Consider the following 18,655-nt stretch of genomic DNA (forward strand, 5'->3'; position numbering starts at 1 on the left):
TGAGTCTCGGGGAAGGGGTCTACCTCCGTGAGAACGCGGAACCCGGTGGATCCGTAAGGAGGCAGCCATGCGCCGTCTGACCGTGCAGAAGCCCCTGAAGAAGACCGACGCCCGCCGAGTCCGCGAGGAGACCGACGAGCGCCCCTCGGGGCGTCCGGAGGTCCGCGAGGACATCGCGCGCACGTGGTGGCCGGAGAGCTGACCGGCAGGTCACGGCATGAGACGTCTCAGAGCGGCCGCTTGCGGTAGTGGACGCGGTCGCGGGGCCCGTCCACTCGGCGTTCCACGACTTCGTACCCGTACCTCGGGTAGATCTCCTGGTTCTCCCACATCATCGCGTTCGTGCGGAGCCTGACCTCGGGCAGGCCGAGCGCGCGGGCGCGTGTGTCATGTCTGGACGGTAGCTACCTCAGCGCAGTCTGAGCATTCCCTTAACGCGGCCATAAGGATCTCCCCCGCCCGCCTCCAGCAGGCGATTTCACGGTTCCTCGGGGCTAGCTTGCTGATCGACCCCACGGGTTTCGGCCCGGGTTCCAGTCCCCCGTGACCGTTCCGAGGAGTTCCGCATGCCCGCATCGTCCGCGCCCCGCAGGGCCGCCGCCGTCGCCGTCGCCGGCCTGGCCCCGCTCGCCCTGACCACGCTGGCCGCCGCCCCCGCGTCGGCGCACGGCTCGATGGGCGACCCGGTCAGCCGGGTGTCGCAGTGCCACGCCGAGGGGCCCGAGAACCCGCGGTCGGCCGCGTGCAGGGCGGCGGTCGCGGCGGGCGGCACCCAGGCGCTCTACGACTGGAACGGCATCCGCATCGGCGACGCCGCCGGAAGGCACCGGGAACTGATCCCGGACGGCGAGCTGTGCAGCGCCGGCGACCCGGCTTTCCAGGGCATGGACCTGGCGCGCGCCGACTGGCCCGCGACCAGCGTGAGCAGTGGCTCGTACACGTTCAAGTACCGCGTGACGGCCCCGCACAAGGGCACCTTCAAGGTGTACCTCACCAAGCCCGGCTACGATCCGTCGCGGCCGCTGGGCTGGGGCGACCTGGACCTGTCCGCCCCCGTGGCGACCTCCACCGACCCGGTCGCCTCGGGGGGCTTCTACACCTTCTCCGGCACGCTGCCCGAGCGCTCCGGCAAGCACCTGCTGTACGCGGTGTGGCAGCGCTCGGACAGTCCGGAGGCGTTCTACTCCTGCTCGGACGTCTCCTTCGGCGGGGGCGACGGCGGTGCCGCCGCCGGCGGCGACGCGGCGTCCGGCGACACGGCGTCCGATGACCCGGCGGGCGGCGCCACGGCGGAGGGCGACGCGGCCGGCGGTGCCGCCGTCCCGGTGCCCGAGGCCTCCGCTCCGTCCGAGGAGCAGCTCGCGGCCGCGGCCGACAGGTCGACGATCGAGCACCACGGCCACGGCGACCAGGACGCGCGGACCACCGCGGACCCGGCGGAGCCGGCCGCCGCCCCGGAGGAGGCGCCCGGACCGGCCGCCGAGCCCAACCAGGTCAAGGCCGCCGGCGGGGGCACGGAGAACCTCGCCGAGACCGGTGGGGACGGCAGCACGCCCTACGTCGCCGTCGGTGGCGCCGCCGCCCTGGCGCTCGGCGCGGCCGCACTGTTCGCGTCGGTCCGCCGGCGCGCGACGACCGGTGGCCGGCACGGCCGCTGACGCGGGACGCGGGGGAACACGGGGGTGCGGGGTCCGTGCGGCGGCTCAGGCCGGACGGACCCCGCGTGGGTGCCGGGCGCCTCGTCAGCCGAAGACCGAGGCGCAGGTGGTGGGCGTGGCGTGCGCCGGATCCAGGGCATTGGCGACCTCGTGGAAGGCGATCCGGTCGAACAGTCCGATCGCCAGGTGCTCGGAGAGGTCGAACGGGCACAGGTCCTGCAGCAGGACGTTGCGCACCCCGGGGCCGTCGAGGAACTGGCCGCGGTACGGCGTGACCACCTCGTCGTACTTGGTGGCGAGGACGGTGTAGCGGACGCCGGGCACGGTGTCGCCGCCCGCGTTGAGCTTGGTGAGGACGTCGGAGCCGACGACCTGGTCGGCGAGGGCGGGGGTGTGCTCGTTCAGCAGGTCCCCGACGCCGGGGAAGTACGGCAGCAGGTTGGCGAGACCGGACAGCGTGGTGCCGTGGTTGCTGGGCGCGATGCCGACCAGGGCGTTCACCTTGGCGGCTCCGCCGAGGAACTTGAGGTAGTAGCGGGGCATCATGCCGCCCTGTGAGTGGCCGACGAGGTCTGTCTCGGCGGCGCCGGTCGCGGTGAGCACCCTGTCCACGTGGGCGGCCAGTTGCTCCGCCGACTTCTCGACCGGGCCGAGTCCGTGGAAGAGCCGGACGCCGGGCAGTTGGCCGTAGTCGAGGGAGAAGACGCAGTAGCCGCGGTTCTTCAGGTAGGGCGCGAGACCCAGCCAGTTGTCGACGGAGTTCCCGAAGGTGCCGTGGACCAGCACGACGGGGCGGGGGTGGGCGGCGGAGGGCTTGCAGGTGTAGTCGTTCCAGCCGGTACTGGGACGCGCGTCGGCGGCGTGGGCGACGGTGGCGGCGGGGAGCAGGGCGACCGCGGCGGCCAGCAGCAGCGCGGTCAGCGGTCTGAGCACTCGTCTCCAGGGCAGCATCGGGTGATCTCCTTGCGGCTCAGGGGAGTTGCGACGGCAGGACGCCCTGTGATCCGGACCACGGGATGCTGTTCACCCGTCAAGTTACGGGCGAGTAGTGCAAGTGTGAAGTTACGCGTCGGTAAAAACTTCCAGTGATAGCCGATGTTGCCGACACCGCAGGTGATAAAGGGCCGGGTTCACCAGGTGGGTCGCATCGGCCCGCCCGGCGCGACCCGCAGCAGACCGTCGCGCAACGCACGCACCCCGTCCTCGCCGAGTACGTCGGCCCACGCGGCCACGGCCTCTGCCGCCGCCTCCTCCGCGGCCCGCGTACAGGCCCGTCCCGCCCCGGTCAGCACGACCAGCCGGGCACGCGCGTCGGCGGGATGCGGCCGGCGTTCGGCGTAGCCCTTGCGCACCAGTTCCTCGACGAGCTGGCTGGCGGCCTGTTTGGTCATCCCGAGATGCACGGCCAGGTCGGTGACCGTCGCGCCGTCCGGGGCGATCCGGGCGAAGGCGAAACCGTGCGCGGGCCGCAGCCCCTCGAAACCGCGGGCGACGACACCCTCCTGGATGCGCTGCGTGAGTCCGCCGGCCGCGGCGCCGCACCGAGCGCGTCACCGCGGGCGACACCGTGATCATCGGCCGCGGAGCGACCCTCGCCGTCGAGAACCCCACCGACCGGGCCGCGACCTCCTGGGTCACCACCTCCGTCGGCCTGCAGGCGGAGCTGGCCGACGGCACCCGCCTCACTCCCCCGTGGGCCAACTAGGTCCTGTCGTCAAGCTCGCGTCGTCGCCCGAAGGGCGGCCCGCCGGGCAGACGGGAGTTCGACGACAGGACCTAGCGCCCGTACGGGGGGATCACGCCGCCAGTGACCCCGGCATCACCGCCCGGGGCCCGAACTTCGCTCGCGCGCGGTCCGCCACCTCCTCGATCCGGCGGACCTTCTCGTCCACGGGGTCGAAGGTGAGCTGGTGGGAGGCCTGTTCGGCGGGGGCGAGCCCCTCGGCGCGCAGGGCGATCGAACGGACCCGGGCGCGTTGGAGGCCGAGCGCTTCGTACATGTCGTACGCGGTCCGGGTCAGGGCCGCCGAGTGCGCGGTCGGCTCCTTCGGGGTGCGGCTGCGGGTGGTCGCGGAGCGGTCGGCGTAGCGCACGGTGAGGGTCAGGGTGCGGCACACCTTGTCCACGGCACGCAGCCGGGCGCCCAGTTCCCCGGCGGCCGAGAGCAGGGCGCGGCGGTGCCGGTCGGGGTCCAGTTCGTCGCGGGTGAAGGGGCGTTCGGCGGCCAGGGACCGGGAGACGCCGTTGGGGACGACCCGGCCGCGGTCGACGCCGTTCGCCTTCTCGTGCAGCTCGCGTCCGGCCCTCGCGCCGACCAGGCGCTGGAGCGTGGACAGGGGTGCGGCGGCGACCCGGCCGAGGGTGTCGAGGCCGTACTCGCACAGGGTGCGGGCGGTCGCGGTGCCGACGCCGGGCAGCGCGGCGACGGGCCTGCCTGCGAGGAACTCCCGCTCCTCGCCGCCGGGCACCGCGCGGGTCAGTCCCGGCCGGGCGTCGCGCAGCGCCATGCGGGCCAGCATCGGGCCCGGACCGGCGCCGATCACGCAGTCGGTCCCGTACAGCGCGAGGGCGCGGACCCGGATCACCGAGGCCAGTTCCACGGCGTCGCGCCCGAAGTACCGCTCGGCACCGCGCAGGTCGGCCAGTGCGCCGTCGGGCGGCAGCGCCTCGACGACAGGCGTGAACTCCTCCAGCAGCCCGAGCAGTTCGGGCAGGGCCGCCTCGTACATCGGCGGCAGCTGGAAACGTACGCAGAGAATCGTCATCCCGCACTCCCCGGGCTCTGGTGCCACAACTTCCTTCCCACCGCGGGCCCTTCGCCCGCGGGGCGCAGATCGGCCCAGGGGTGCATCTCGTACCCCGTGGACATGCGGATCCTCCGCTGCTCCATCGGGTCCTGGGCCGCGGAGCCGGCCGGCGCGGGCCGCCCGTCCGAACCGGCGAGGCGACGGCGCGCCGGACCGCCCTCGGGGCCGTCGTCCTGGCCTCCACCCGTTCCGGCCAGCCGGGCGGCGACGCCCTCCAGGCCCTCTTCCCTGCGCACTTCCAGCAGGTCGGCGAGGTTCCAGGCGGCCGAGCCGACCACGCTGAGGCTGCGCGGGCCGCGCCGCTGCACCACTCCGCGCACCAGCAGCAGCCAGGAGTGGAAGACGGTGTGGGCGCAGGCGTCGTGGGAGTCGTCGAAGAAGGCGAGGTCGACCAGGCCGGAGCCGTCGTCGAGGGTGGAGAAGATGACGCGGCGGCCGGAGCGGACCGGCGGCGTCTGGGTGGCCGCCTTGGCGCCCGCTACCAGCACCGCCTCCCCGTGCCGTGCCTCGCGCAGCCGCTTGGCCGAGACCACGCCCAGCTCGCGCAGGAAGGTGCGGTGGTCGTCCATCAGGTTGCGCGAGGCGTCCATGGACAGCACGCCCAGTTCGGCGCTGAGCTTCTCCGCCGAGGTGAGGTCGGGCAGCCCGGCCGACGCGGTCTTCCGTCCGCCGGACAGCGGGAGTTGGCCGCCGCGTCCGCCCCGGGCGCCGCGGTGCAGCTCGGTCAGGTGCAGTTGCAGGTCGCGGCGGTTGGCCCCGAACGCGTCCAGCGCGCCGACCTGGGCGAGCCGGCCGGCCAGCGGCCTGCTGGGGCGGGCCCGTTCCCAGAAATCGAGCAGGGAGGCGTAGGGCTGCCCCTCGGCGATCCGTTCCGCCTCGGCCTCGCTGATGCCGTGCACGTCCAAGAGGGCGAGGCGCAGTCCCCAGGTCTTCGCCCGGCGCGTCCTACCTGATTCAGACACCAGTTCGATCCTGTGTGCGACCCCCGACGTGTTCACGTCCAGGGGCAGGATCGGCACCCCGCGCCGCCGCGCGTCCGCCAGCAGCAGCCGCTTGGGGTACATGCCGGGGTCGTGGGTGAGCAGGCCCGCGTAGAAGGCGGCCGGGTGGTGGGCCTTCAGCCACGCCGACTGGTACGTGGGCACCGCGAAGGCGACCGCGTGCGCCTTGCAGAATCCGTAACTGCCGAAGGCCTCGACGATCCCCCAGGTCCGCTGAATCGTTTCCGCGTCGTAGCCGTTCGCCGTCGCGTGCTGGGCGAACCACACCTTGAGCCGCCCCTGCGACTCCGGGTCGGACAGTCCGCGCCGCACCCGGTCCGCCTCACCGCGTCCGCAGCCGGTCATGATGTCGACGATGTCGATGATCTGCTCGTGGAAGACGACGACCCCGTACGTCCCCTCCAGCGGCTCCGCCAGGTCCTCGTGCGGGTGGCGCACCGGTGCCCGCCCGTGCCGGGCCTCGATGAACGGCCGCACCATGTCGGCGGCGACCGGGCCCGGCCGGAAGAGCGAGATGTCGACCACGAGGTCGTGGAAGGTGGCCGGCTGGAGCCTGCCGACCAGGTCCCGCTGGCCCGGTGACTCGATCTGGAAACAGCCCAGCGTCTCGGCGGAGCGGATCATCCGGTACGTCGCCGGGTCGTCCTCGGGCACGGCGTCCAGGTCGACCTCGGTGCCCGTGGCCCGCTTCACCTCGGCGACCGCGTGCGCCATCGCCGACTGCATCCGCACGCCGAGCACGTCCAGCTTGAGCAGCCCCAGGTCCTCCACGTCGTCCTTGTCGAACTGCGCCATGGGGAAGCCCTCCCCGCTGGTCGGCACGACCGGCGTACGGGAGAGCAGGGAGGCGTCGGACAGCAGCACTCCGCAGGGGTGCATGGCGACACCGCGCGGGAGGGCGTCGAGGCCCTCGACCAGCTCCCAGAGCTTCCCGTAGCGCTCCCCTCCTTCCCGCCGGGACTCCCCCGCCAGCTCCTTCAGCTCGGGCAGCTCCTCCAGCGCCGCGCGGGCGTCGCGGGCCCGGATGTGCGGGAAGGACTTGGCGATGCGGTCGATCTCGGCCGGGTCCATGGACAGGGCGGCGCCCACGTCGCGGATGGCGTGGCGCACCCGGTACGTCTCCGGCATGGCGACCGTGGCGACCCGCTCGGTGCCGAACCGGCCGATGATCGCGCGGTAGACCTCCAGCCGGCGCGCGGACTCCACGTCGATGTCGATGTCGGGCAGCACGACCCGCTCCTTGGACAGGAACCGCTCCATGAGCAGCCCGTGTTCCACCGGGTCGGCGTGCGCGATGCCGAGGAGGTGGTTGACGAGGGAGCCCGCGCCGGAGCCGCGCGCGGCGACCCGGATGCCCATGTGCCGCACGTCGTCCACGACCTGGGCGACGGTGAGGAAGTACGAGGCGAAGCCGTGGTGGGCGATGATGTCCAGCTCCTGGTGCATCCGCTCCCAGTACTCCCGGTGGCCCGGCCGCCGGTCGTACCCGCGCCGCACCATGCCCGCCGCCGCCCGGGAGGCGAGCGCCCGCTGGGCGGTGCGGCGGCCGGCGCCGACGAGGTGCGGTTCGGGGAAGTGGACGGCGCCCATGCCGAGGTCGTCCTCGGGGTCGACCAGGCACTCGGCGGCCGTGGCCCGCGTCTGCTCCAGCAGCCGGTGGGCCGTGTCGCGCCGGAAGCCCGCGGACTCGACGATCCGCTCGGCGGCGTGCCGCATCGCACCGGCGTCCTTGAGCCAGGCCTCGCCGGAGTCCAGTTCCTTGGTGGCGTCGATGGGGACGAGGCGGCGGGCGGCGTCCAGCACGTCGGCGACCTCGCCCTGGCCGGGGTCCGCGTAGCGGACGGCGTTGGTGAGCACCGGCCGGATGCCCTGCTCGGCGGCGAAGCCGACGGTGCGGGCGGCCAGGCGCAGGGAACCGGGGCCGGTGCCCTTGCGGCCGTGCCAGACGGCCTCCAGGCGCAGGGCGGCGCCGTAGACCTCCCGCCAGGGGGCGAGGAGCCTGGCCGCGCGGTCGGGGCGGCCGGCGGCGAGGGCGCGGCCGACGTCGGAGTCGGGACCGAGCAGGACGGTCAGACCGTCGGCGTGGTTGTCGGACCAGGTCAGCAGCGGGGTGCCCGCGGCCGTGTGGGCGGCGGAGACGAGGCGGCACAGGCCGGCCCAGCCGCGGGCGCCGTCACGGGCGAGGAAGGTCACCCGCGGGGCCGACTCGTCGACGAAGGCGCCTCCGCGCACGGGGGCGCGGCGCCGGTCCCGGCGTACGGAGGTGTCCGTGCGTTCCGCCTCGGGCTCGGGGGCGGCCACCGCCAGCTCCGCGCCGAACAGCGGACGGACGCCCGCCTTCGCGCAGGCCTTGGCGAAGCGCACCGTGCCCGCGAGGGTGTCGCGGTCGGTGAGGGCGAGGGCGTCCATGCCCCGCTCGAAGGCCCGCTCGGCCAGCCGCTCCGGGTGGGAGGCGCCGTAGCGGGCGGAGAACCCGGAGACGGTGTGCAGATGCGTGAAACCCGGCACACGCACACCTCCCGACTCATGAACCCGACGCCTTATCGAACGTCTGTTCCCAACTGCCTCACCCCCACCATACCTCCATCCTCGAATGTATGTGCGACATCCGTTCGGCCCCGTCCCACCTGCGCGAACACCCTCCGACCCGGACTGTGGGGACATGTCACACACACCGGGCCCCGGCACGCGAAGCGGCTCCTTCCTCGGTGAGGTGAAGGACGCCGTCACCCCACGGGCCACCCTGCTCGTGCTCGGCGTGATCGCGCTCCAGCTGCTGTTCATCGCCTCCTACGTGGGGGCGCTGCACGACCCGAGACCGAAGGACGTGCCCTTCGGGGTGGCCGCGCCCGGAGCGGCCGCCGGGCAGGTGGTGGACCGGCTGGAGCGGCTGCCCGGCTCGCCGCTGGATCCGCGCACGGTGGCCGACGGGGCGAGCGCCCGGCGGCAGATCATGAACCGGGAGATCGACGGCGCCCTGGTCGTCGATCCCTCCGGCCGCACCGACACCCTGCTGGTCGCCTCCGGCGGCGGCACCGTCCTGGCCACCACCCTGGAGGGCATCGTCGGCAAGGCGGAGCAGGCCGAGCGGCGCACGGTGCGGACCGTCGACGTGGCCCCGGCCTCACCCCGGGACTTCGACGGGCTGTCGTCCTTCTACCTGGTCGTGGGCTGGTGCGTCGGCGGCTATCTGTGCGCCTCGATCCTGGCGATCAGCACCGGCGCCCGGCCGGCCAACCCGCGCCGCGCGGCGATCCGGCTGATCGTGATGGCACTGGTCGCGATCGTCGGCGGGCTCGGCGGTGCGGTGATCATCGGGCCGATCCTGGGCGCGCTGCCCGGCGGCGTGCTTGACCTGTGGGGGCTCGGCGCGCTGATCACCTTCGCGGTGGGTGCCGCCACGCTCGCCCTCCAGGGCGTCTTCGGGATCGTCGGCATCGGGCTGGCGATCCTGCTGGTGGTGATCGCGGGCAACCCGAGCGCGGGCGGCGCCTTCCCGCTGCCGCTGCTGCCGCCGTTCTGGAAGGCGATCGGCCCGGCGCTGCCGCCGGGCGCGGGCACCTGGGCGGCCCGCTCGATCGCCTACTTCAAGGGGAACGACGTGACCGCCTCCCTGCTGGTGCTGTGGGCATGGGCGGTCGCGGGGACGGTGCTCACGATGCTGGCGGCCGCCCTGCCGCGCCGCGGGCGTCAGGAGACGGAACTGCCCGCGTCGGCCGGCTGACCGCCGTACGCGCGCGGAAGTCCCCGGCGGTCGTGAGCGTAGGCCAGGGGCCGGCCGCTGACCGCCGTACACGCGCGGAAGTCCCGCCCCTCGCGCGGGACGGGACTTCACAGGTACGCGGGTGCCGCTCAGCCGATCTGCGTACCGGTGGCCGACAGGGCCTCCGCCACCGGCTGGAAGAAGGTCTCGCCGCCCGAGGTGCAGTCGCCGCTGCCGCCGGAGGTGAGGCCGACGGCCGCGTCGGCGCCGAGGTCGCCGAGGTCGCCGAGGTCGCCGAGGTCGCCGAGGTCGCCGAGGTCGCCGAGCAGCGTGGCGGCGAGCTTTCCGGCCGCCGTGACCGACAGGGTCTCGGGCGCGGCGGTCTTCGGGGCCTCGCTCGCGCTCGCGGTCTGGAAGGTGACCCCGGCCGCGACCGGTGCGGTGATGCCCGCACCTGCCACGGCGGCCCGCCGCCCGGGTATGCGTCGGTGCTCCAACTCACGCCCTCCTGTGGGGGGGGCGGCCCGGAGGTTGTGGGGACCTCGCGGACCGGAAGGCTGGTTGACGAGCGCCAACTCTCCCGATTCCGCAGGCAGCGCACAAGGTCGGCTCCGGGACGTGCGCACGACAACTCCAGCGTGGTCACACGGCCTTCACCCTCCATGTCCCGTCCCGCAGGGACTCGCGCGGTGAACGCACCGGCGGACACCGGCGAGCCCCCGCACACCGTCCGGTGTACGGGGGCTCGTCGCGCTGCCGACTGCGCTCCGGCGAGCGAGGAGAACGGTGACGGACCGACGGGCTGGCGACTAGTAGACGCTGACGCCGTAGGCGCTCAGGGCCTCCGTCACCGGCTGGAAGAACGTCGTACCGCCGGATGAGCAGTTGCCGCTGCCGCCGGAGGTCAGACCGTACGCGGTGCCGTTGCTGCCGTAGAGCGGGCCGCCGGAGTCGCCGGGCTCGGCGCAGACCGTGGTCTGGATCAGGCCGCGGACGATGTCGCCGCCGCCGTAATTGACGGTGGCGTTCAGGGCGGTGACCCGGCCGCTGTGGGTGCCGGTGGTGGAGCCGTCACGGATGACGGTGGTGCCCACGCTCGGGGTGGCCGCGCGGGTGATGTCCACGCCGCCCGCGGTGCCGGGCTTGCTGACCGAGGTGTTGGTGTACCGGACGATGCCGTAGTCGTTGCCCGGGAAGCTGGACCCGGCCGTCGAGCCGAGAACGGTGGAGTGCCCGGAGTTGGACCACCAGGTGCCGGCGCCGTCGGTGCAGTGACCCGCGGTCAGGAAGTACTCGGCTCCGCTGCTGGTGCGGACGTTGAAGCCGAGGGAGCAGCGCCAGCTGCTCGCGTAGATGGCGTCACCGCCCTGGATGAGCTTGTTGAACGTGCCGGGGGTGCGCTTGATCGTGAGCGCGCCGGACTTGTCGCCGGCCTGCTCCTTGATCTTGGCGATCTCGGCCTGGGAGACCGTGCTGTCGGCGGTGACGACCACTCGGCCGGTCTTGCTGTCGACGGCCCAGGCGGTGCCCGGGACGTCGGCCTGGAGCACCGCGCCGCTGGCACTGTTCAGTTCGGCGGCACTGAAGGTGGCCGGCGCGGGTGCCGCGTTCGCGCTGGGGATCGCGATGGCGGCGGCGGCCACGAGGCCGGTGGATACGGCGATCAGCCGAGTCCGTCTCGTGATGCCGCTCCGGGGGGTGGTGCGCTTGATCCTCACTTTTCGTTCCTCCACAGGGGAAGTCGGGGGCCCCTCTCGTGGGGTTGGGGGCCCGTGAGGCGCAGTCAGGGACGGACCTCCGGGTTCCGAATGCGTCGTGCCCCTGACAAGCGCTGAGGTTGGAGTATTCGGCCGAACGACCGGTCGGCGCAAGGGTGCCTTTCGGCCGTCAAGCTTTGAACGACCTTTACCAACCCCCGCCGGGCAGCCGTGAAGTGCGCGTTTCCCCGCCTCGACGCGGGCATCCGGGGTGTTCCCCGGCGGCGGGAAGGGGCAGAAGAGAAGAGGGGCGGACGAAGCGGTCGGCGAACGCGCGCGGCGGCAGCAGCGCGCGATTGAGGCCGGCCGTCGTACGCCCCTCGGCGTCCGGCGCGGCCCGGCCCGGGAACCGGAAACGGCACCCGGCGCTTCCGCTGGTGGAGTCGGCGAAGACGGCCGGGCGAGTCGCCGCCCTCGACGCTCACCCGGAGCGTGCGCTCCTGCCCCTCCCGCTCGAAGACCAACTCCCCGCCGAGTGTCGGCCCGCGCTCCCGGCCGTCCGCGTTCGGCACCCGCACGCCGCGCCGTCCGGGTGCCGTACGGATGAAGCATCCCGGCACCGACCGGCGCGGATCGTACGGCATGGCCGCGTACCGTGGAACGCCCGCCGCGCCCGGGCGGGCGTCCGGGCATCCGGGCATCCGGGCGTCCGCACGTCCAGGCACCCGGGCGTCCGCGCATCCAGGCACCCGGGCCGAAGTCACGTACACCCCACAGGCCTTCGCGGGCCGGCCCGGCCGGCCGCCGCCCGCCGCGGGCGCCCGGGGTGCCCACCGGCCCAGGACCGGCCGCGAGCCGCACCTCACCGTCGGGGGGCCGCCCGTCCACGCGCAGCCCGTCCGCCCCGGCGGCCGTCAGGCGCACCGCGTCGCCGCTCGCCGCCCGCCGCCCGCCGCCCACCGCCCACCGTCCACCGTCCACCGTCCACCGTCCACCGTCCACCGTCCGAGGATGTCCGGAAGTTGCCCCTCCGGATGGTCTCCCGGCCAGTGCGTGCCGGTGAGCGCGAGCAGCCCGTAGGGCGCCGAGACCGTGGCGACACGCCGCTCGCGCCACCGCTGCCACACGCCGGACACGTCGTCGGAACCGTCCGTCGTGACGGGACCGGCCCTCACACGCCGGACGCCTCAACAACTGCAGCCGCGTCAACAACCACAGCCGCAGTCGCAGCCGTCGCACCCGCAGCCGTCGCAGCAGTTGCCGCAGCAGTCGCAGCAGTCGCAGCACCCGTCGCACCCGCCGCAGTCGCAGTTGGCGCACTGCCCTTCCTTGCGCTCGCCGCTCCACGGGTCGTGGTGGGTACCGCAGCACAGCTGGCACGTACAGGCCAGTCCCGCCCACACCGCGCACCCCGCGAGCAGCCCGCGCCGGTTGCCGCGCGGCGGCTCCGGGGGCGTCGGGCCGCCGGGGGCGCCCGGGGTTCCGGGAGGGGCGTACGGATGGCTGCCGTGGGCGCACGGGACGGTGCGGAACGCGCGGTCGACGGAGTTGGCCAGTTCGTGCACGAGCAGCCGGTGCACCAGCCGCCCGTCACCGAACCCGGCCTCCCGCAGGGCGAGCCGCACCCCGCGCACGGCGTCGTCCGCGAGCCGCCTGGCCTCGGTGAGCGGCGTCCCGGTGGCGGTGAGCGGGTTCCAGGCACCCGACGCGGCGTCAGCCTCCCTGTCCTCCACGGCGTCCAGGAGATGGGCGAGCCGGCCGAAGAGCCGGCCGGCCTCGGCGAGCGGCTCGGCGTTGTGCGGCCGCCCGGCGAGGTGCGCGGTGTACGCGAAGGCGGCGGCGGTCGCCGTCTCGGTCGGCTCGGTGACGGTGAGCAGCGGTGTGCCGGGCCCCGCGAGCGCCTCGACGCCGCCCTGCCGGCCCACGGCGTCGACCAGTACGGCGGTGTCGAAACCGACGGCACTGCCGCCGCGCGCTCCGGCCGTGTCCCAGCCGGTGGCGATACGGCGGGCGGCCAGCGCCACCGGCCGACGGGCCAGCGGCCCGTCCCCGTCGGCGACATGGTCGCGCACCTTGGCCGAGGCCAGCACCAGGGAGACGGCCGCCGCGAGCCGGGCGCCCTCACCGTGCGCGACGGAAGCGGTCCGCATCCCGCGCAGGGGGCAGGGACCGGCGGCGCGCCGCCCGGCGCCCGCACCACCCCGCCCGGCCTGAGCCTCCGTCAAAACCGAAATGAGTAGCCCGTCGTAATTGGTCACGATCCGCGCGAATTGTCCGTGGTCCTTACGCAGGGCGAGGCACAACCCGCACAAATGCGCCATCCACTGGCTTGTGAGGCTCTCGCCGAGCCGGTGCCTGCACGGTCTGACTATTCCGAACACGACGCTCCCCCGTGGTTGGTACGACGCTGAGCTGCGGCAGCGTACCGATGGCCGCGTTCACCCGTACGCACCCGCCCTCACCCGTCCGCCGGGAAGAATCATATTTCACTCACAGTCAGCAGCCGTTTGGGAAACGACCCTTGGGACACAAGGACTATCGACGGATCGGCTGTGCACCAGTACCGTCACAAACCCCCCGCGCGGCGTCTATCCACTTGGCGCGACGTCCGCATCATGGATGACCATAGGGATGCGGAAGCACGAAAGCCCGCTGTGAGAGGAGGCGTCCATGGGATCGGTACGCAAGGCGAGTGCGTGGCTCGGCCTCGTCGACGACAACGATGACGAGCGCTACTACGACGACGACTACTCCGAGGGCACCGAGACCGGGGACGCCTGGGTCACCGACCCGAGGGTGAAGGTGGCCTCGGACGTGGCCGAGGAGAAGGGCCGCCGCATCGCGACGGTCACCCCGGACAGTTTCCGGGACGCACGGTCCATCGGTGAGCTGTTCCGGGACGGGGTCCCGGTCATCGTGAACCTGACGGCCATGGAGGGCACCGACGCCAAGCGCGTCGTCGACTTCGCGGCCGGGCTGATCTTCGGCCTGCGCGGTTCGATCGAGCGGGTGTCCACCCGGGTGTTCCTGCTGAGCCCGGCCGACACCCAGGTCATCAGCGGCGAGTCCGCCGCGCACCGTTCCGACGGTTTCTTCAACCAGAGCTGAGGCGGGGCCGCGCACCACGGCCCCGCCCCCCCGCCGGGCTCCTACCGGAAGGCGTCGAGTCCGGTGAGCGCCTTGCCCAGCACCAGCTGGTGCATCTCGACGGTGCCCTCGTAGGTGAGCACCGATTCCAGGTTCGTCGCGTGCCGCATCACGGGGTACTCGAGGGAGATCCCGTTGGCACCGAGGATCGTGCGGGCCGTGCGGCAGATGTCGATGGCCTCGCGTACGTTGTTGAGCTTGCCGAAGCTGACCTGCTCGGGACGCAGGCGGCCGGCGTCCATGCGCCGCCCGAGGTGATGGGCGAGCAGCATCCCCTTGTGCAGTTCGACCGCCATGTCGGCGAGCTTGGCCTGCGTCAGCTGGAAGCCGCCGATGGCCCGCCCGAACTGCTCGCGCGTCTTCGCGTACTCCAGGGCGGCCTCGAAGGAACTGCGGGCCGCGCCCATCGAGCCCCAGACGATGCCGTAACGGGCGTGCGAGAGACAGCTGAGCGGCCCGCGCAGCCCGGTCACCTCCGGCAGTACGGCGTCGGCGGGCAGCCGTACGTCGTCCAGCACCAGCTCGCTGGTGACGCTGGCCCGCAGGGACCACTTGTGCTTGATCTCGGGCGCGGAGAAACCGGCGCTGTCGGTCGGCACCACGAACCCGCGGATGCCCTCCTCGGTCTGCGCCCAGACGACGGCGACACCGGCCACCGACCCGTTGGTGATCCACATCTTGCGCCCGTTGAGCACCCAGTCCCCGCCGCCGTCCCGCTTGGCGTGGGTGCGCATGCCGGCCGGGTCGGAGCCGTGGTCGGGCTCGGTCAGGCCGAAGCAGCCGATGACCTCGCCGGCCGCCATGCGCGGCAGCCACTCCCGCTTGTGCTCCTCGCTGCCGAAGCGGTGGACGGCGTACATGGCGAGGGAGCCCTGTACGGAGACCAGGGAGCGGATGCCGGAGTCGGCCGCCTCCAGCTCCAGGCAGGCCAGCCCGTACTGGACCGCGCTCGCGCCGGCGCAGCCGTAGCCCTCGAGCGACATGCCGAGCGCGCCGATGGAGCCGAGTTCGCGGGCGAGCTCCCTGACCCCGGGCAGCTCACCCCTCTCGTACCAGTCCGCGATGTACGGCAGCACACGGTCCGCGGCCCAGCCCCGCACGGTGTCCCGGACGGCCAGGTCCTCCGGGTCCAGGAGGTCGTCGATGCCGAGGGGATCGGCGGGGTCGAACGCGGGCAACTTGGGGGACGCGGCCATGGGACACCCTCCGGGACGAATAAAACTAGCGCCGCTAGTTACGGGCTCTCATGCCGACGTTACGATGCGCCGTGCCGCACGTCCACCATGCCCGTCTCCCACCCGCCGCATCACCCGTTCACCGCCGGGCGCGGGGTGGACGTCGTCCGTCGGGGTGCGTCGCCGCCGTCGGCCCGCGGTGGGTGGGGAGGCGGTGTTTTCGCCTGTGCCCGGGGGCCTCTCGTCAGCCGCCGACGGCGCCCGGCCGCCACGGGCGACGTCCGCCTCTCGGTCGGCGGCGAGCGGATGGGCGCGTGGGGAGACCCGTCGCTCACACCGGGACGCGGGACTCCACCACCTCCCGCGGCGCGGGCACCGCCACCGCCTCCCCCTCGCACTGCATCACCCGCGGCAGCCGCAACGCCATCACCGCCCCCAGCAGCAGCAACCCCGCGCTCACCACCAGCGTCACATGCAGCCCGTGCACGAACGCGTCGGCGGCCGCCCGCCGCAGGGCGCCCCCCGCAGGCCCGCCCAGTTGCCGGGCCACCTCGTAGGCCTCCCCCAGCGAATGCCCCGCCGAAGCCGACGCCGGCGCCGGCACCCCGGGCACGCCGCCCGCCAGCCCGGGCGCGTAGGCCGCGTTCATCACACTGCCCAGCAGCGCGATCCCGATCCCGGCGCCCAGCTGGTACGACGTCTCCCCGATCGCCGCCGCCCCGCCCGACTGCTCCTGCGGCGCCTCGCTCAGCATCGACTCGTACGCCCCGAACAGCGTCGCCTCGAGACCGAAGCCGAGCAGCACGAACCCGGACAGCATGAGCGCGCAGTTGTCGGTCCGGCCCATCGCCGTCAGCAGCACCACCGCGAAGGCGGTCAGACAGAACCCGGCGCACACCATCCGCCGCGGTCCGAAGCGCCGCAGCATCCGCGCGCCCGCCAGCCCCGCCGCCATCGCCGCGAAGGTCAGTGGCAGCAGCCGCAGCCCGGTCTGCAGCGGGGACAGTCCGAGCACCAGTTGCAGGTACTGCGCCGCGATCAGCTCCAGACCCACCAGTGCCAGCATCGCCAGCACGATGCACCCCACCGACGTGCTGAACGCCGGACGTCGGAACATCCCGAGGTCCACCAGCGGATGCGTACGCCGTCGCTGCCGTCGCACGAAGCCGGCCAGCAGGGCCGCGCCCACCACCAGCGGCAGCAGGGTGAGCAGGCTCGCCACCTGCTCTCCGCCGCCCAGCCGCTTCACTCCCAGGACGACACCGAACAGCCCGGCCGCCGCCATCAGCGCGCCGACCACGTCCCAGGGTCCGCGGCCGTCGCCCTTGGACTCGGGCAGCAGCAGTCGCCCGACCGGGAGGCTGACCAGCATCAGCGGGATGTTGACGAGGAAGACCGAGCCCCACCAGAAGTGCTCCAGCAGGAAGCCGCCGAGCAGCGGGCCGACCGCCGCGCCGACCGCGGCCACGGCGCTCCAGATGCCGATGGCCAGCGCACGCTCCCGCCGGTCGGGGAAGACCAGGCGCAGGATCGACAGGGTCGCCGGCATGATCATGGCGCCGCCGACGCCGAGCAGCGCGCGGGCCCCGATCAGTACCTGGGCGTTGTCGGCGAGGGCCGCGAGCGCGGAGGCGATGCCGAAGAGGGCGTAGCCGAGCAGGAGGATCCGTCTGCGGCCCACCCGGTCGCCCAGTGTGCCGAAGAGGATCAGCAGCGAGGCGCAGACGAGCGGATAGACGTCGACGATCCAGAGGAGTTCCATCGCGCCGGGCCTGAGATCCTCGGTGACGGCGGGGACCGCCACGTGCAGCACGGTCGCGTCGACGGCGACGAGCAGCAGGCTGACGCAGAGGACGACCAGGACCACCCAGCGGTTGGCACCGGCCCCGGCCGCCCGACGGCGCAGCGCGGCGGCCGTGGTCGTCCCGGACATGTACGTACCTCCATGTTCCCTCGCGTCCGGCGGGCTGCGCGGGGCGGGGACTCCCCTGCGGCTCGGCCGGAGAGGAGCGGGGGCTCCGGGCCGTGCGTCGGAACGCGAGTGACTCGCCAGAGTACGCGAGACCGGGCATCGCGCACGTGGCGGGCCTCACACATCCCGCGTCCCCCGTGTGGCGTGCGCCACCGCGTCCGCGGCCCCGGCCGCCCCGGCCGGTCCGCGAGTCACGGGCCCGGCAGATAATCGAGCCCGTGACCGATCTTGAAGCGCGCGCGGCGGGCCGCACCGGCGTCCTGCGCCGGGCCGCCCCGGCACTGCTCGGCTACGCGGCCGCACGCGCCCTGGGCCTGCTCGCCCTGGCCCTGTGGAGCACCGCACGCGACAGGAGCGCCTACACGCTGCTGACGGCCCGCTGGGACTCCCTCTGGTACACCGGGGTCGCCGAGCTGGGGTACGGCTACGAGGTGCGGCTGCCGAACGGCGACGTGCACTCCAACCTGGCCTTCTTCCCGCTGCTGCCCTGGCTGGAGCGGCTCGGCGCGGCGGTGACGCCGCTGTCGTACGCCGACGCCGGGTTCGTGGTCTCGCTCCTCGCCTCGCTCGCCGCGGCCTGGGGGATCTTCGCGGTGGCGGAGCATGTCCACGGCTCCCGCGTCGGCGTGTGCGCGGTGCTGCTGTGGGCGGTGCTGCCGGTCGGCGTCGTGCAGTCGATGGCGTACAGCGAGTCCCTGTTCACGGCGCTGGCCGCCTGGTCGCTGTACGCGGTGCTGACCGGGCGCTGGGTGAGCGCGGGAGCGCTGGCCGCGCTGGCCGGGCTGACCCGGCCGGTGGGGCTCGCTGTGACGGCGGCGGTGTGGGTGGCCGCGATCGTGGCCTGCGCGCGGAGCCGGGGTGACGGCGGCGCGGAGGGCGGCCGCGGCGCGCGGAGAGCCCCCGGTGACGGCGCACGGCGCGTGCTCGGCGTGCTGCTCGCGCCCCTGGGCGCCGCCGGTTACGTCCTGTGGGTCGGCCACCGCACCGGGCGGGGCCCGCTCGGCTATCTCGACGTGCAGGCCGGCTGGCGCAACGGCTTCGACGGGGGCGTGGCCTTCGCCCGGTTCGTCGCGGAGAAGTTCACGTCGTTCCCGGCGGCCCTCGCGGGCGCCGGGCTGATCGTCGGCGTCGCGCTGCTGGTTTGGCTGTACGTGGTGTGCGTACGGCAGCGCCAGCCGCTCCCCCTGCTGGTGTACGCGGGGCTCGTCACCGTGCTCGCCCTGTGTGCGTCGAGCTACTTCGGCTCGAAGCCCCGGCTGCTGCTGCCCGCCTTCCCGCTGCTGCTGCCCCTGGCCCGGGGCCTGGCCAGGCTGCGCGCCTCCAGGGCGGTGCCGGTCGTGTGCGCCGTCGCGGTGGCGTCGGCGGTGTACGGAGCGTTCTGGCTGAACGGTTCCGGCCCGCCCTGACCGGGCGGGGGCGCCCGACGACACCGCCGGGACAATTCCGTACCAGCATTCGGTGAACGCATTCATAAGCACGATAAAACCGTCGGCCG

The 18,655-nt window shown here is 73.7% G+C and carries 14 protein-coding genes and 4 pseudogenes; 6 read left to right on the forward strand and 12 right to left on the reverse strand.

The annotated features are described in order from the left end of the window. Positions 1 to 67: 67 nt before the first annotated feature. Positions 68 to 202: a hypothetical protein gene (locus ACGFYH_RS07980; protein WP_393802256.1), complete on the forward strand. Its 135-nt coding sequence runs from the start codon at positions 68 to 70 to the stop codon at positions 200 to 202. Between the two features lie 25 nt (positions 203 to 227). Here ACGFYH_RS07980 and ACGFYH_RS07985 read toward each other — a convergent pair. After that, a pseudogene (locus ACGFYH_RS07985) lies at positions 228 to 389 on the reverse strand (GNAT family N-acetyltransferase); the annotation flags it as partial. A gap of 177 nt (positions 390 to 566) precedes the next feature. Between ACGFYH_RS07985 and ACGFYH_RS07990 the strand changes: the two are divergent. After that, entirely contained in the window at positions 567 to 1,658 is a 1,092-nt protein-coding gene (locus ACGFYH_RS07990) for a lytic polysaccharide monooxygenase (RefSeq protein ID WP_393802257.1), read from the forward strand. Positions 1,659 to 1,742: 84 nt separating this feature from the next. On the opposite strand, the gene ACGFYH_RS07995 is transcribed toward ACGFYH_RS07990, so the two are convergent. Together ACGFYH_RS07995 and ACGFYH_RS08000 are read right to left on the reverse strand one after the other, a co-directional pair. Continuing rightward, positions 1,743 to 2,609 (reverse strand): esterase/lipase family protein, encoded by an 867-nt coding sequence (locus ACGFYH_RS07995; protein WP_393802258.1) that lies wholly within the window; start codon positions 2,607 to 2,609, stop codon positions 1,743 to 1,745. A 179-nt stretch (positions 2,610 to 2,788) separates the two neighbouring features. Further along, entirely contained in the window at positions 2,789 to 3,166 is a 378-nt protein-coding gene (locus ACGFYH_RS08000; protein WP_393802316.1) for a MarR family winged helix-turn-helix transcriptional regulator, read from the reverse strand. Between the two features lie 29 nt (positions 3,167 to 3,195). Here ACGFYH_RS08000 and ACGFYH_RS08005 point away from each other — a divergent pair. Then, positions 3,196 to 3,363, forward strand: a pseudogene (locus tag ACGFYH_RS08005) (cupin domain-containing protein); the annotation flags it as partial. 91 nt (positions 3,364 to 3,454) lie between these two features. Here the strand turns inward: ACGFYH_RS08005 and ACGFYH_RS08010 are convergent. After that, the gene (locus ACGFYH_RS08010; protein ID WP_393802259.1) at positions 3,455 to 4,423 is read right to left on the reverse strand and encodes a hypothetical protein; all 969 of its coding nucleotides are present in this window, start codon (positions 4,421 to 4,423) and stop codon (positions 3,455 to 3,457) included. Beyond that, the gene (locus tag ACGFYH_RS08015; RefSeq protein ID WP_393802260.1) at positions 4,420 to 7,974 is read right to left on the reverse strand and encodes a DNA polymerase III subunit alpha; all 3,555 of its coding nucleotides are present in this window, start codon (positions 7,972 to 7,974) and stop codon (positions 4,420 to 4,422) included. The genes ACGFYH_RS08010 and ACGFYH_RS08015 overlap by 4 nt, the downstream gene beginning before the upstream one ends. A 154-nt stretch (positions 7,975 to 8,128) precedes the next feature. On the opposite strand from ACGFYH_RS08015, the gene ACGFYH_RS08020 reads away from it, so the two are divergent. Further along, entirely contained in the window at positions 8,129 to 9,190 is a 1,062-nt protein-coding gene (locus ACGFYH_RS08020) for a DUF3533 domain-containing protein (protein ID WP_393802261.1), read from the forward strand. 128 nt (positions 9,191 to 9,318) lie between these two features. On the opposite strand, the pseudogene ACGFYH_RS08025 reads toward ACGFYH_RS08020, so the two are convergent. The 5 genes and pseudogenes from ACGFYH_RS08025 to ACGFYH_RS08045 form a co-directional block, all read right to left on the reverse strand. After that, a pseudogene (locus ACGFYH_RS08025) lies at positions 9,319 to 9,432 on the reverse strand (S1 family peptidase); the annotation flags it as partial. Between the two features lie 48 nt (positions 9,433 to 9,480). After that, positions 9,481 to 9,666: pseudogene (locus tag ACGFYH_RS08030) on the reverse strand (S1 family peptidase); the annotation flags it as partial. A 312-nt stretch (positions 9,667 to 9,978) separates the two neighbouring features. Continuing rightward, the gene (locus ACGFYH_RS08035; protein ID WP_393802262.1) at positions 9,979 to 10,887 is read right to left on the reverse strand and encodes a S1 family peptidase; all 909 of its coding nucleotides are present in this window, start codon (positions 10,885 to 10,887) and stop codon (positions 9,979 to 9,981) included. 893 nt (positions 10,888 to 11,780) lie between these two features. Continuing rightward, a complete protein-coding gene (locus ACGFYH_RS08040; protein WP_393802263.1) occupies positions 11,781 to 12,041 on the reverse strand; it encodes a hypothetical protein in 261 nt (86 codons plus the stop codon). Positions 12,042 to 12,071: 30 nt separating this feature from the next. Then, a complete protein-coding gene (locus ACGFYH_RS08045; RefSeq protein ID WP_393802264.1) occupies positions 12,072 to 13,247 on the reverse strand; it encodes a DUF5685 family protein in 1,176 nt (391 codons plus the stop codon). A gap of 289 nt (positions 13,248 to 13,536) precedes the next feature. Between ACGFYH_RS08045 and ACGFYH_RS08050 the strand changes: the two genes are divergently transcribed. After that, positions 13,537 to 13,974, forward strand: a complete 438-nt coding sequence (locus ACGFYH_RS08050) for a cell division protein SepF (RefSeq protein WP_393802265.1) — start codon at positions 13,537 to 13,539, stop codon at positions 13,972 to 13,974. A 41-nt stretch (positions 13,975 to 14,015) separates the two neighbouring features. Here ACGFYH_RS08050 and ACGFYH_RS08055 read toward each other — a convergent pair whose 3' ends face one another. Both ACGFYH_RS08055 and ACGFYH_RS08060 read right to left on the reverse strand, forming a co-directional pair. Next, positions 14,016 to 15,209 carry an acyl-CoA dehydrogenase family protein gene (locus tag ACGFYH_RS08055; protein ID WP_393802266.1) on the reverse strand — a complete coding sequence of 398 codons (1,194 nt, stop codon included), beginning with the start codon at positions 15,207 to 15,209 and terminating at the stop codon, positions 14,016 to 14,018. Positions 15,210 to 15,519: 310 nt separating this feature from the next. Next, complete coding sequence (locus tag ACGFYH_RS08060) at positions 15,520 to 17,121, reverse strand: MFS transporter (RefSeq protein WP_393802267.1); 1,602 nt, start codon at positions 17,119 to 17,121, stop codon at positions 15,520 to 15,522. 257 nt (positions 17,122 to 17,378) lie between these two features. On the opposite strand from ACGFYH_RS08060, the gene ACGFYH_RS08065 reads away from it, so the two are divergent. Beyond that, on the forward strand, positions 17,379 to 18,566 hold the full coding sequence (locus ACGFYH_RS08065) for a glycosyltransferase family 39 protein (protein WP_393802268.1): 1,188 nt from the start codon (positions 17,379 to 17,381) through the stop codon (positions 18,564 to 18,566). Positions 18,567 to 18,655: the final 89 nt, after the last annotated feature.

Origin of the sequence: Streptomyces sp. NPDC048392 (assembly GCF_043200575.1) — a bacterium.
In the GTDB taxonomy this organism is placed as follows: domain Bacteria; phylum Actinomycetota; class Actinomycetes; order Streptomycetales; family Streptomycetaceae; genus Streptomyces.